We start from the raw sequence: 12,969 nt of genomic DNA, 5'->3' as shown, positions 1-12,969 counted from the left end.
GGCCGGGCCGGACACCCCGGTCGGCACCGCGCTGCTCGACGACGTGACGCTGTCCAACGCCGGGCTGCGTGAGGGCACCGCCGTGATCGTCGGCGCGGTCACCGTCTACGGCGCCCGGTCGGTGACGCTGTCCGGCTCGTCGCTGGCCAGCCAGTCCATTTCGCCGGTGACCCTGCGGCAGGCCCTGCTCGGCAAGGTGCTGACCGTCGGCGACGCCGTGTCGCTGCTGCCCCGCGATCTGGGCCCGGGCTTCTCGACGGCGGCCGCCACCCGCGCGCTGGCGGCCTCGGTGGGCATCAGTTGGACCTCGGAGCTGCTGACCGTCACCGGCGTGGACCCGCTCGGCCCGGTCAGCGTGCAGCCCAACTCGCTGGTCACCTGGGGCGAGGGCGTGCCGGCCGGCGGCCCGGCCGTGTCCACCGAGCTGGTCGACGTGGCCAGCCCCGAAACGGTCCTCGAGGAACTCAAGGGCTCACAGCCGCAGGCCGCCAAGCTCATCGAATGGCTCAAGCTCGCGCTCGACGAGCCGCACCTGCTCAAGACCCTGGGCGCCGGCGCCAACCTGGGCGTGCTGGTGTCCGGCCCGGCCAGGCCCGCCACCGCCGCCGTGGTCCGCGAGCCCGTCAGCGCCACCGCGTCCCACTCCCGAATGCCAAGCGCGGCAACCACGCTCGGGTGCAGCCGGACGACACCGCGGCGCGAGTCGACGGCGGAGGTGTTCAACCGCGCGGTGAGCGTGAGCTGACGGGCCGCATCCTCGCCCGGCCGGCTCATGGCAGGCGCCCACCCGGCTTGCGCAGCCCGAGCCGCGCCATCGACCGGCGATGCGGCTGCGCCCGGCGGATCGCGCGCCGCGCGGCGCGGCGCTGCTTGGGCTCGTCGGCCCACGCCTCGGGGTGCGCGGCCAGCCAACGCTGGTTGCGGATCGCGAACGGGACGTGGCAGAGGTAGGCGATGATGATGACCCAGATCAGCACGTAGGGGGCCAGCACCGCCGCGGCCGCGCAGATCGCCAGCAGCGCCAGCAGCGGCGCCGCCCAGCTGGGGGGCACCGCCGCGGCGTGCATCTTGCGCATCGGGATCTTGCTGATCATCAGCATCGACGTCCCGGTGATCCAGATGCACAGGAACGTCGTCGAGGTCCACCAGCCCTCGCCGAACTGCAGCTTGAGCCCGATCAGCCCGATCATCGACACCGCGCCCGCCGGCGCGGGCATGCCGACGAAGAACTCGTGGGTGTAGGCGGGCTGGCTCCCGTCGCTCTGCAGCGCGTTGTACCGCGCCAGCCGCAGCACGACGCACACGGCGTAGAGCAGGATCACCACCCAGCCGGCCGGCGACTTCGTCAGCATCGTCACGTAGAGCACGATCGCCGGCGTCACACCGAAGTTCACCGCGTCGGCCAGCGAGTCGATCTCCTCGCCCATGCGCGACTGGGCGTCCAGGATGCGGGCCACCCGGCCGTCGAGCCCGTCCAGGATGGCCGCCGCGGCGATCAGCGCCATCGCGGCCTTGGGCTGGTGCTCGAGGGCGAACCGGATCGAGGTCAGGCCCGCGCAGATCGACAGCACCGTCATCGCGCTGGGCAGGATCTGCAGGTTGACCGACGGCCTGCCGCGCGGCTTGCTGATCATGGCAGCTCGGCCAGCACGGTTTCGCCGGCGATCGCGCGCTGACCCTCGCGGACCAGCGGTTCGGCGCCCGCCGGCAGATAGGTGTCGAGCCGGGAGCCGAACCGGATCAGGCCGTAGGTGTCGCCGATCGTCAGCTTGTCGCCGACGCGCGCGTCGCAGATGATGCGCCGCGCCAGCAGCCCGGCGACCTGCACGGCCACCACCTCCGCGCCGGTCGGCGTCCGGATCCGCAGGCTGGTGCGCTCGTTCTCGGTGCTGGCCGCGGCCAGATCGGCCGACCCGAACCGGCCGGGCCGGTGCTGCATGGCGATCACCTCACCGCTCACCGGCGCCCGCTGCACGTGGGCGTCCAGCAGCGACAGGAAGATGCTGACCCGGGGCAGCGGCGCGTCGCCCATGCCGAGTTCGGCCGGCGGGGCGGCGGCGTCGATCACGCACACCAACCCATCGGCGGGTGCGACGATCGCACCCGGCCGGGTCGGCGGTACGCGGGGTGGGTGGCGGAAGAATCCGGCGCAGGCGCCCGCCGCCAGCAGGCCGGCCCGTCGGATCCACCGGTGCCTGCGGCCGGCCAGCGCCAGCGCCAGGCCGCCGGCGATGAACGGCCGGCCCGCCGGGTGGACCGGCGGAACGGTCGAGCGCACCAACTCCAACGCGTGCTGCGGGCTGAACGTTGGATCCTCGGCCGTAGGGCCGACAGGGCGGGGGCGTCGTGCCACGCGGCCATCTTACGAAAGCCGCGGCCGGTTGGTTCGGGCCCGCAGGGGGAACGCCCACCTTCGACATGCATCCGAATGACCCGCGGCTGCGCCGGGCGAAGATCGCCGTCACCGCCGTGTTCATCGCCCACGCCGTGGGGTTCTCGTCGTGGGCCGCCCACATCCCGGCGGTCAAGGCCGGGCTCGGCCTGTCCGACGCGGCGCTGGGGACGGCGCTGTTCGGTGCACCGCTGGGGTCGGTGCTGGCCACCGTGGCCAGCCACTGGGCGCTGCCGCGGTGGGGCAGCCACCGGCTGATCCCCGTGACCGCCGCCGGCTACGCCCTCGCGGGGACGACCGTCGGGCTGGCCCGCTCCGGGCCGGCGCTGTTTGCGGCGCTGGCGCTGTGGGGGATGTTCCAGGGCGGGCTGGACGTCGCGATGAACACCCAGGCCGGCACGGTCGAGCGCCTGGCGCGCGCACCGATCATGGCGCGCTTCCACGGCATGTGGAGCCTCGGCGCGCTGCTGGGCGCCCTGATCGGCGCGGCGTGCGTCGGCGCCGGCGTCGGGCTGACGCCCCAGCTGGCCGCCGTCGGGCTCGTCGCCCTGATCGTCGTCGGTGCGCTGGCGCGCGGGCTGATCCCGGACCCCGCGGCGGCGTCGCCGCGGGAGCGGTCCGGGCGGGGCTGGCTGACACCGACGGTGGCGATCCTGGCGGCGGTGGCCTTCGTGTCCTTCCTGTGCGAGGGCGCCGCCACCGACTGGTCGGCCAACTACCTGCGCAACGTCGTCGGCGCCGGGCCGGGGGTCGCCGCGCTGAGCTATGCGGCCTACACGCTGACGATGGTCCTGACCCGGCTCGGCGCGATACGCCTGCACTCGCGGCTCTCGGCCCGCCGGTTGCTGCCGGCGCTCGCGCTGTTCGGCGCTGCGGGCCTGGGCGTGGCGCTGGCGGCCGCCAATCCCGTTGTCGCCGTGGCCGGTTTCGCCGCCCTGGGCGTCGGGGTGGCGCTGCTGGTGCCGACCGCGTTCAGCGCCGCCTACGGCGCGGGCGGCGCGGGCTCGGCCATCGCGATCGTCGCCGCGACGGGCTGGCTGGGTTACCTACTGGGGCCGCCGCTGATCGGTCACCTGGCCGACCGCGTCGGGCTGGCGGCGGCCCTGGTCACGATCCCGGTGCTGATGTCGGTCGTCGCGGTCGCCATCCGCTGCGCCGCCGCGTTCGACCGGGCCGCCGATTTCCATCGGCAGGTCGCCACCCCGGCGGGTTAGGTCAGGTCCCAGACCTGCAGCTCGGTCCCCTCGGGCACCTCCGCCACGTCCTCGGGAATGTCCAGCAGCGCGTTCGCCGACGCCAGCCACCGCAGGTGATGCGAGGCCGGCGGGCCATAACTGGTCACGGTCGCGGTATCGCGGTCCAGCGCCGCGCGGCGGAACTGCCGCTTGCCGCGCGGCGAGGTCAGCGATTCGGTCAGCACGGCCGCCCGGTGCGGGCGCTCCGGGTCGGGTAGGCCCATGGCCCTGCGCAGCGCGGGCCGGATGAAGACCTCGAAGGACACCAGTGCGCTCACCGGGTTGCCGGGCAGGGTGACGATCGTCGCGCCGGCCACCCGGCCGATGCCCTGCGGCATGCCGGGCTGCATCGCCACCTTGACGAACTCCACGCCCTGGTCGCCCTCGCGGCCGAACGCGTCCTTGACCACCTCGTAGGCGCCGGCGCTGACCCCGCCGCTGGTGATGATCAGATCGCAGTCGGCCGCGTAGCGATCGAGGATCGAACTGAACTGCGCCACATCGTCTTCCGCCGTAGCCACCGCGATCACGTCGGCGCCGGCGTCGCGGACGGCCCCGGCCAGCATGATCGAATTCGACTCGTAGATCTGCCCCGGCCGCAGCGGATTGCCGGGCGCCACCAGCTCCGATCCGGTCGACAGCACCAGCACCCGCTGGCGCGGCAGCACCGGCAACTCGGCCATGCCCAGCGCCGCGGCCAGGCCGAGCACGGCCGGCGTCACCACCTGGCCGCGCCGCAACACCGTCGTGCCGGGGGCCACGTCCTCGCCCGCGCGCCGGATGTGCTTGCCGGCCTCACGGGGCGCGCGGATCGACACGACGTCCACGCCGCCGTCGGTGTCTTCGACCGGCACGACGGCCGTCGCGCCGGCGGGCAGCGGCGCGCCGGTCATGATGCGGTGCGCGGTGTGGGGTTGCAGCGTCAACTCGTCGGTGCGCCCGGCGGGAATGTCCTCGGCGACCTCGAGGGCCACCGGGTGCTCGGGGGTGGCGCCGGACGTGTCCTCGGCTCGCACCGCGTATCCGTCCATCGCGGAGTTGTCGAAGACCGGCAGCGCCAGGCGCGCGACCACGTCCTCGGCCAGCACCAGCCCTTGCGCCTCGGCCAGTGCGGCGGTGGCCGCCGGGCGGGGACGGATCAGTTCGGCTACGACGCGCTGATGTTCTTGGACCGACCGCACCCCGCCATTATCGGCCGGTCAGATTTCCCAACCGCTCCCGGTGAGGCCGTGGGACCGACGTAGAGTCGAGAACGTGATTACCGGGATGGCCCACACCGGGGTGTGTGTTCCGGATTGCGAGGCGGCCGTCGCCTTCTACCGCGACGTGTTGGGCCTGCGTGTGCTCTCGCCGCCGTATGTCATGACCGGTAACGCCATTCGCGACGACATGGGCGAGCTGGTGGCGGACCCCAGCATGAAGGCGGCCATCGTCGGGTTCGACGGCGACGGCGATCGCGTGCTCGAGGTGATCGAATACCTCGGCGCGGCGGGCTCGGATCGGCCCGGTCGCGCCGGCCTCACCGACCCGGGGCTGTCCCACGTCGGGCTGATCTGCGAGGACCTCGACGCCACCCGGGCGGAGCTGGAAAGCAGGGGCGTGCGCTTTCTGGTCAGCGGGATCGCGGAGGTCGCGCGGGTCCGCACCACCTGGTTCGTCGACCCGTGGGGTGTGGTGTTCATCCTGGTGGAGAAGACCCGGCCGCAGCGACCCTACTTCGCGCAATGGGACTGAAGCCGCGAGTCGCGATCATCGGCGCCGGTGCCGGCGGCATCGCCATGGGCATCCAGCTGGCCGAGGGCGGCTACGACTTCACCATCTACGACCGGGCGGACGGATTCGGCGGGACCTGGCGCCACAACACCTTCCCGGGCGCGGCGTGCGACGTCCCGTCGCACCTGTACTCGTATTCCTTTGCGCCAAACCCGCGTTGGAGCAAGACGTACGCCAACCAGCCCGAGATCCTGGCGTACCTGGAAAGGGTCGCCGACGGTCACGGGCTGGGCGCGCGCCTGCGGGCGAACACCGCGGTGGCCGCCGCGCGCTGGTCGGACACCCGGGGCCGCTGGACCCTGACCGACGACGCCGGTCGCGAGCACGAGTTCGACGCGGTCGTCAGCGCCGTCGGGATGCTCGACGTGCCCCACGTCCCGGACATCCCCGGCGCGCGGCGGTTCCGCGGCCGCCAATTCCATTCGTCGCGTTGGGATCACAGCAAGTCGACGGCCGGCGAGCGGGTGGCGTCCATCGGCACTGGCGCCAGCGCCATCCAGTACGTGCCCGCGATCGCGCGAGAAACCGCGCACCTGACCGTGTTTCAGCGGACCCCGATCTGGATCGCGCCCCGCTTCGACTTCCCGTTCACGCCCGAACAGCACGAGCTGTTCGAACGCCACCCCGAGATGGCGCTCAAGCTGCGCGACGAGGCCTTCGACGCCTACGAGTCGTCCAGCTTCGACGTCGACGCCGCGCAGACGCGGGAAGCGACCGAGCTGGCCCGCAGCTACCTGATGCGCAAGGTGGCCGACCCCGAGCTGCGCGCGAAGCTGACGCCGGACTATCCCGCCGGCTGCAAACGGCCGCTGATGTCGCGCGAGTGGTATCCGACGTTCGCGTTGCCCAACGTCACACTGGAAACGGCCGCCATCACCGAGCTGACCGAGCGGGGCGTGCGCACCGTCGACGGCGTCGAGCACCGCGTCGACACCGTCATCTATGGCACCGGGTTCAAGGCCGCCGACTACCTGGCCAGCATCGACGTCCACGGGTCGGGCGGGCGCCGCCTCGCGGACGACTGGCGCGACGGCGCCGAGGCGTACCTGGGCACCCTGGTGGCCGGCTATCCGAATTTCTTCACGCTTTACGGGCCCAACACCAACGGCGTCAATTCGATCATCTACATCCACGAGGCGCAGACCACGTTCGTCCGCCACATCCTCGACGTGATGAACGCCCGGGGGGCGCGCACCGTCCAAGTGACACCCGACGCGCAGCGCCGCTACAACGACGAGATCCAGGCGGCCATGGTGGGCAAGGTCTGGCTCGCATGCGACAACTACTTCCGGCATCCGAGCGGGAAGGTGGTCACCCAATTGCCTTACAGCGGACGCACTTTCTTCGAGCGCACCCGCGAGCTGGTCGACGCCGACTACCGCTTCGGCCGGTGACCGGTCGGACGCCTGAACCGGCGCCCGCGGACCCGGGCGGACGCGGTCGGCACGCGCCGCAGGCCCGGGCGCCTGGGCCGTTTGACCCGCTCGGCGGTCCGCACCGGGGCGCTGTACGCCGTCTCGACCTTCATCCGCAACCACGCCGCGGCGCGCTTCGTCCTCACCTGCACGGCCAAACCCTACGTCGCGCGCGCGCCGCGTATCAGTGCGCGGCACCTAGAGTTCGCTCACCGTTAACCGGTTACTGCACCCAATAGTTGTCGTGCAGAACGAACCACTCCCGGCGTTCGTCGTCGGTCATGTCGGCCAGCGCCGCGAAGCCCTCGAAGTACGTCTCGCGCGGGGCACCCGGCGCGAACAGCATCAGGATCGACGCCGGCTCGTCGGCCCCGTTGCGGAAGCCGTGCACGCCGCCCGGCGGCACGTAGAGGAAGTCGCCCTGCCGACCGTCGGCCCACTGCGTGCCGTCGTAGAGCTTCATCGTGCCGGAAAGCACGAAGAAGGCCTCGGACATCGCCCGGTGGAAGTGGGGTCCGGGGCCGCCGCCGCCCGCGGGGATGTCGACCCGGTACAGCCCGTAGTCGCCGCCGGTGGCCTGGTCGTTGGCCAGGTAGTGGTACTTGACGCCACCGGTCTCGTAGTCGGGCGGCTCGTCGGCACGCTTGAGCCAGGCGCTGATCCCCGGCTCGTCCTTGGTGTACCGGGGCGGCGGATAGGGCGGCACGACGAGCGACATGGTTTCCAGCCTGCCAGTTAGCATCGCGAGAGTGGAGGCCCCGGAGGACGTGCGCGCGCAGCGGCTGCTCGAAGCCCAGGAGAAGGCGTCGCAGTTGTTCGACGAGGTCGAGCGGCGCGGCATCATCCGGCCGGGCGTTTCCGAGCGGCAGCTGTCCGATGAGATCAACCGCCTCGCCGCGGACCTGTTCGGCGTGACCCGGCACTGGCATCGGCGCATCGTGCGGGCCGGCGAGAACACGCTGCAACCCTTCAGCGAGCGCCCGCCGGACCGGCTGGTCGCCGACGGCGACATCGTCTTCCTCGATTTCGGGCCGATCTTCGCGGAGTGGGAGGCCGACTTCGGCCGCACCTTCGTGCTCGGCGACGACCCGGCCAAGGCGGCCCTCCGGGACGCGCTACCCCGGGTGTGGCGGGCAGGCCGCGAGTACTTCGACCGGCGCCCGGACGTCACCGGGGCCGAGCTCTTCGACTTCGTCGTCGGCCTGGCCCACGCCGAGGGTTTCGAGTTCGCCAGTTCGATCGCCGGTCACCTGGTCGGAGAGTTCCCGCACAAGAAGATCGCCGGCCCCGGCGTCCAGTGGTACATCGCGCCCGGATCGAACAAGCCGATGCGGCGCACCGACCCGGCCGGCCGCCTGTGCCATTGGATCCTGGAGATCCATCTGGCCGACCGGGCCCGCGGCTTCGGCGGTTTCTACGAGCAGCTGCTCGATGTCTAGCGCCGATCGCGAGCGCGGCGCATGCGCCGGGCGCTGCGGGTCGGCGCCGTCGGGTTAGCGCCGATCGCGAGCGCGGCGCATGCGCCGGGCGCTGCGGGTCGGCGCCGTCGGGTCAATCCAGGGGATACGTGACGCCGGTCAGCTCCTCCGACACCGCCCACAACCGCCGCTGCCGCTCGGCGTCGTGGGATTTCGCGCTCGACGACACCAACTTCGGATAGCCGCGGGTCTCGGCGAACCCGTCGGGGCCGTAGTACTGGCCGCCGAGAACGGCCGGGTCGGTGGCGGCGCGCAGCGTCGGGAGCGCGCCCATGGCGGCGTCCTGCGCGATCACCGAGAAGAACACGTTGACGAGCGGCCGGAACGCCGTGGGCGTGTAGCGGCCCAGTTCGGTGTTCGAGCCGCCGGGGTGGGCGGCGGTGGCGATCGTCGTCCCGCGGGGGGCCAGCCGCCGCTGCAGCTCGTAAGTGAACAGCAGGTTGGCCAGCTTGGCTTGCCCGTAGGCCGCGACCCGGTTGTAGGAGCGTTCCCACTGCAGGTCGTCGAAATGGATGTCGGCCAGGATGCGGTGGCCCACGCTGCTCACCGTCACGACCCGCGATCCGGGCACCGGCAGCAGCCGCTCCAGCAGCAGGCCGGTGAGGGCGAAGTGGCCCAGGTGGTTGGTGCCGAACTGCATCTCGAAGCCGTCTTTGGTGGTTTCCTTCGGTGTGTACATGACGCCGGCGTTGTTGATCAGCAGGTCGATCTGCTCGTAGTCGGACTTGAGTTGTTCGGCCGCCGCGCGGATGGAGTCCAGCGACGTCAGGTCGAGCTCCTGCAGCGCCACGTCGGCGTGCGGGCTCGCGGCGGCGATGCGCGCGGCGGCGTCCTTGCCCTTATCGAGGTTGCGCACCGCGAGCACGACGCGTGCGCCGTGGTCGGCCAGCGCGGCGGCGGTCTCGTAGCCGAGGCCGGTGTTGGCCCCGGTGATGACGGCGACCCGTCCGGCCTGGTCGGGAATGTCTCGCGCGGTCCACTTGGCCATCGGAAGCTCCTCAAAGTAGTAAGGTAAACGGGGCGAGCGCTCCGGTTGACTCGACTATACGGAACGCACGCCCCGCTTTGTCAACCGATGGGTGGTGAATTGTTGGCCGAACCCGCACGGCCGTTGCGCGCCGACGCGGCGCGCAACCGCGCGCGCGTGCTGGACGTCGCCTACGAGACCTTCGCCGCCGAAGGCCTGTCGGTGCCCATCGACGACGTCGCCCGCCGCGCCGGGGTGGGGGCCGGCACCGTCTACCGGCACTTCCCGACGAAGGAAGCGCTGTTCACCGCCGTGATCGAGGACCGGATGCGCCGCCTCGTCGACGACGGGCACGCCCTGCTGAAGTCGGAGGGCCCGGGGGAGGCGCTGTTCGCCTTCCTGCGCTCGATGGTCCTGCAGTGGGGTGCCGCGGACCGCGGCCTGGTCGACGCGCTGGCGGGGTACGGAATCGACATCGCCTGCGCCGCCCCCGAGGCCGAGGAAGCGTTCAGGGCCATGCTGGGCGAGCTGCTTCGTGCCGCCCAGGAGGCCGGCACCGCGCGGCGCGACGTCGACATGCGGGATCTGAAGGCGATCCTGGTCGGCTGCCAGGCGATGCAGGCCTACGACTCGGCGCTGGCCGAGCGGGCGACCGACGTCGTCATCGACGGTTTACGCGTGCAGCGATAAGGCCTGACCCGTTCTTGCACTCGGCATAGGCGAGTGCTAAGAATGACCTTGGCACTCGCGACAGGTGAGTGCTAGGTCGGGACGGTGAGACCAGCAGACACCTGGGGTCGTCCGTCGCGGGCACTGCACCCGGCCAGCGTAAGTAATGGGGTGGCCACCCGTGGCCACCCGGTGTCATTCCCGATCCGGAGGAATCACTTCGCAATGGCCAAGACAATTGCGTACGACGAAGAGGCCCGTCGCGGCCTCGAGCGGGGGCTGAACGCCCTCGCCGACGCGGTAAAGGTGACGTTGGGTCCCAAGGGCCGCAACGTCGTCCTGGAGAAGAAGTGGGGCGCCCCCACGATCACCAACGATGGTGTGTCCATCGCCAAGGAGATCGAGCTGGAGGACCCGTACGAGAAGATCGGCGCCGAGCTGGTCAAGGAAGTCGCCAAGAAGACCGACGACGTCGCCGGTGACGGCACGACGACGGCCACGGTGCTGGCCCAGGCGCTCGTCAAGGAGGGCCTGCGCAACGTCGCCGCGGGTGCCAACCCGCTGGGCCTCAAGCGCGGCATCGAGAAGGCCGTCGAGAAGGTCACCGAGGTCCTGCTCAAGTCCGCCAAGGACGTCGAGACCAAGGAGCAGATCGCGGCCACCGCGGCGATTTCCGCGGGCGACCAGTCCATCGGCGACCTGATCGCCGAGGCGATGGACAAGGTCGGCAACGAGGGCGTCATCACCGTCGAGGAGTCCAACACCTTCGGCCTGCAGCTCGAGCTCACCGAGGGCATGCGGTTCGACAAGGGCTACATCTCGGGCTACTTCGTCACCGACGCCGAGCGTCAGGAAGCCGTCCTCGAGGACCCGTTCATCCTGCTGGTCAGCTCCAAGGTGTCCACCGTCAAGGACCTGCTGCCGCTGCTGGAGAAGGTCATCCAGGCCGGCAAGCCGCTGCTGATCATCGCCGAGGACGTCGAGGGCGAGGCCCTGAGCACCCTGGTGGTCAACAAGATCCGCGGCACCTTCAAGTCGGTGGCCGTCAAGGCCCCCGGCTTCGGCGACCGCCGCAAGGCGATGCTGCAGGACATGGCGATCCTCACCGGTGGTCAGGTGATCAGCGAAGAGGTCGGCCTGTCGCTGGAGAGCGCCGACGTCGCCCTGCTCGGTAAGGCCCGCAAGGTCGTCGTCACCAAGGACGAGACCACCATCGTCGAGGGTGCCGGTGACACCGACGCCATCGCCGGGCGCGTGGCCCAGATCCGCCAGGAGATCGAGAACAGCGACTCCGACTACGACCGCGAGAAGCTGCAGGAGCGCCTGGCCAAGCTGGCCGGCGGTGTTGCGGTGATCAAGGCCGGCGCCGCCACCGAGGTGGAGCTCAAGGAGCGCAAGCACCGCATCGAGGACGCGGTCCGCAACGCCAAGGCCGCCGTCGAGGAGGGCATCGTCGCCGGTGGTGGCGTGGCCCTGCTGCAGTCGGCGCCGTCCCTGGAGGAGCTCAAGCTCACCGGTGACGAGGCCACCGGCGCCAACATCGTGCGCGTCGCGCTCGAGGCCCCGCTCAAGCAGATCGCCTTCAACTCCGGGCTGGAGCCCGGCGTTGTCGCCGAGAAGGTCCGCAACGCGAAGGCCGGCACCGGCCTGAACGCGGCCACCGGCGAGTACGAGGACCTGCTCAAGGCCGGCGTTGCCGACCCGGTCAAGGTCACCCGCTCGGCGCTGCAGAACGCGGCGTCCATTGCCGGGCTGTTCCTGACGACCGAGGCCGTCGTCGCCGACAAGCCGGAGAAGGCGGCCGCTCCCGCGGGCGACCCGACCGGCGGCATGGGCGGTATGGACTTCTAAGTCCGACAGCTACGGGAAAACCCGGCTCCCCTTGGGAGCCGGGTTTTTTCGTGCGCCGAGCTTCTCGGGATATGGACGATTTCCCAGCCCTTCTCGTGCATCGGGCTCACGCTCGACGGCCCCTTGTAGGGTTCGACGCGTGGCCCTTCCGACTCCCTCACCCACCAGCACCGCCGTGGTGACCGGCGCATCGTCGGGCATCGGCGCCGACATCGCGCGGGAACTGGCCGACCGCGGTCACGGCGTGACGCTCGTCGCCCGCCGGGAGGACCGGCTGCGCGAGCTGGCCGACGAACTCTCGAAAAGCGTGCGCGTCGAGGTGATCGCCTGCGACGTCGCCGACGCGGCCGCCCGCGCCGGCCTGCTCGACGAGGTCGGCCGCCGCGGCCTGGCCGCCGACATCCTGGTCAACAACGCCGGCGTCGGCACCATCGGATCGGTGACCGCGGCGCGCGCCGACGACGAGATCGCCCAGGTGCGGGTCAACTGCGAGGCGGTCATCGACCTGACCACGCGCGCGGTCCAGCAGATGGTGCCGCGCGGGCGCGGGGCGATCCTCAACGTCGGGTCCACCGCCGGCTACCACCCCTTCCCGGGGCAGGCCGGTTACGCGGCCACCAAGGCGTTCGTGAAGACCTACACCGAGGGGGTGCGCGGCGAGCTCGCCGGCACCGGTGTCACCGTCGCGCTGCTGTGCCCGGGCCCGGTGCGCACCGAGTTCCTGAAGAACGCGGGCATGGACGAGCGCAAATTCGCCGACGCGTTCCCGAAGTTCATGTGGATGCCGTCGCGCGACGTCGCGCGCATCGGGGTCGACGCGCTCGCCCACGACCGCGGCACGGTGATCGCCGGTCTGCCCAGCCACCTGTCCACCCGGCTGTTCCAGTTCATGCCGCGACGGCTGCTGCTGCCGCTACTGAAGAACCAGCATCCCGGCCTCAAACGCGACCTCTCAGCCGGCTGAAGGCCAGGGCCGCATCCAGCCCTCGACCGGGAGCGCGAGCGCGTTGCACAGCGTGCAGATGGTCCGATACCAGCCGACGGCCGTGAGCAATTCGATGCGCTGCTCGTCGGAAAGGAAGCGCCCTAGCGCCGTCCACGTCGTCTCCGACCAGGAACCGGTGCGCTCCAGCTCGTCGACCGCCTCGATCAGGGTCCGCTCGTCGGGCGCCCACCGCGGGTCGTCGGG

12 protein-coding genes and 2 pseudogenes are annotated in these 12,969 nt (G+C 71.3%); 8 read left to right on the top strand and 6 right to left on the bottom strand.

What is annotated here, in order from left to right:
• Positions 1–616 (top strand): annotated as a pseudogene (locus A9X03_RS17980) (ATPase); the annotation flags it as partial.
• Between the two features lie 154 nt (positions 617–770).
• Here the strand turns inward: A9X03_RS17980 and pssA are convergent.
• Both pssA and A9X03_RS17970 read right to left on the bottom strand, forming a co-directional pair.
• Complete coding sequence (pssA, locus tag A9X03_RS17975) at positions 771–1,634, bottom strand: CDP-diacylglycerol--serine O-phosphatidyltransferase (protein WP_068262230.1); 864 nt, start codon at positions 1,632–1,634, stop codon at positions 771–773.
• A complete protein-coding gene (locus tag A9X03_RS17970; protein WP_067754958.1) occupies positions 1,631–2,353 on the bottom strand; it encodes a phosphatidylserine decarboxylase in 723 nt (240 codons plus the stop codon). Before A9X03_RS17970 ends, pssA begins: the two co-directional genes overlap by 4 nt.
• A gap of 65 nt (positions 2,354–2,418) precedes the next feature.
• Between A9X03_RS17970 and A9X03_RS17965 the strand changes: the two genes are divergently transcribed.
• Positions 2,419–3,606 carry an MFS transporter gene (locus A9X03_RS17965; RefSeq protein ID WP_068262227.1) on the top strand — a complete coding sequence of 396 codons (1,188 nt, stop codon included), beginning with the start codon at positions 2,419–2,421 and terminating at the stop codon, positions 3,604–3,606.
• Here the strand turns inward: A9X03_RS17965 and glp are convergent.
• Positions 3,603–4,808: a gephyrin-like molybdotransferase Glp gene (gene glp / locus A9X03_RS17960; RefSeq protein ID WP_068262226.1), complete on the bottom strand. Its 1,206-nt coding sequence runs from the start codon at positions 4,806–4,808 to the stop codon at positions 3,603–3,605. The genes A9X03_RS17965 and glp overlap by 4 nt on opposite strands.
• A 73-nt stretch (positions 4,809–4,881) precedes the next feature.
• Here glp and A9X03_RS17955 point away from each other — a divergent pair, with 73 nt between their 5' ends.
• Positions 4,882–5,361 (top strand): VOC family protein, encoded by a 480-nt coding sequence (locus A9X03_RS17955; protein WP_067784173.1) that lies wholly within the window; start codon positions 4,882–4,884, stop codon positions 5,359–5,361.
• On the top strand, positions 5,352–6,794 hold the full coding sequence (locus A9X03_RS17950; RefSeq protein WP_067756443.1) for an NAD(P)/FAD-dependent oxidoreductase: 1,443 nt from the start codon (positions 5,352–5,354) through the stop codon (positions 6,792–6,794). The genes A9X03_RS17955 and A9X03_RS17950 overlap by 10 nt, the downstream gene beginning before the upstream one ends.
• Positions 6,795–7,038: 244 nt before the next feature.
• Here the strand turns inward: A9X03_RS17950 and A9X03_RS17945 are convergent, their stop codons facing one another.
• Positions 7,039–7,533 carry a cupin domain-containing protein gene (locus tag A9X03_RS17945; RefSeq protein ID WP_067756440.1) on the bottom strand — a complete coding sequence of 165 codons (495 nt, stop codon included), beginning with the start codon at positions 7,531–7,533 and terminating at the stop codon, positions 7,039–7,041.
• 31 nt (positions 7,534–7,564) lie between these two features.
• Between A9X03_RS17945 and A9X03_RS17940 the strand changes: the two genes are divergently transcribed.
• Positions 7,565–8,254 carry a M24 family metallopeptidase gene (locus A9X03_RS17940; RefSeq protein WP_068018944.1) on the top strand — a complete coding sequence of 230 codons (690 nt, stop codon included), beginning with the start codon at positions 7,565–7,567 and terminating at the stop codon, positions 8,252–8,254.
• A gap of 112 nt (positions 8,255–8,366) precedes the next feature.
• On the opposite strand, the gene A9X03_RS17935 is transcribed toward A9X03_RS17940, so the two are convergent.
• Positions 8,367–9,281 carry an SDR family NAD(P)-dependent oxidoreductase gene (locus A9X03_RS17935; RefSeq protein ID WP_067756433.1) on the bottom strand — a complete coding sequence of 305 codons (915 nt, stop codon included), beginning with the start codon at positions 9,279–9,281 and terminating at the stop codon, positions 8,367–8,369.
• 87 nt (positions 9,282–9,368) lie between these two features.
• Here A9X03_RS17935 and A9X03_RS17930 point away from each other — a divergent pair, with 87 nt between their 5' ends.
• From A9X03_RS17930 to A9X03_RS17920, 3 genes are all read left to right on the top strand, one after another.
• Entirely contained in the window at positions 9,369–9,950 is a 582-nt protein-coding gene (locus A9X03_RS17930; RefSeq protein WP_067756430.1) for a TetR/AcrR family transcriptional regulator, read from the top strand.
• Between the two features lie 204 nt (positions 9,951–10,154).
• Positions 10,155–11,780 carry a chaperonin GroEL gene (gene groL, locus A9X03_RS17925; RefSeq protein WP_055400660.1) on the top strand — a complete coding sequence of 542 codons (1,626 nt, stop codon included), beginning with the start codon at positions 10,155–10,157 and terminating at the stop codon, positions 11,778–11,780.
• A gap of 139 nt (positions 11,781–11,919) precedes the next feature.
• Complete coding sequence (locus tag A9X03_RS17920) at positions 11,920–12,744, top strand: SDR family oxidoreductase (RefSeq protein WP_068018948.1); 825 nt, start codon at positions 11,920–11,922, stop codon at positions 12,742–12,744.
• Here A9X03_RS17920 and A9X03_RS17915 read toward each other — a convergent pair.
• Positions 12,733–12,969: pseudogene (locus A9X03_RS17915) on the bottom strand (carboxymuconolactone decarboxylase family protein); the annotation flags it as partial. The gene A9X03_RS17920 and the pseudogene A9X03_RS17915 sit on opposite strands and share 12 nt — an antisense overlap.

Origin of the sequence: Mycobacterium sp. E1715, from assembly GCF_001667625.1 — a bacterium.
Taxonomy (GTDB): domain Bacteria; phylum Actinomycetota; class Actinomycetes; order Mycobacteriales; family Mycobacteriaceae; genus Mycobacterium.
This window is presented reverse-complemented; position numbering and strand designations above follow the sequence as displayed.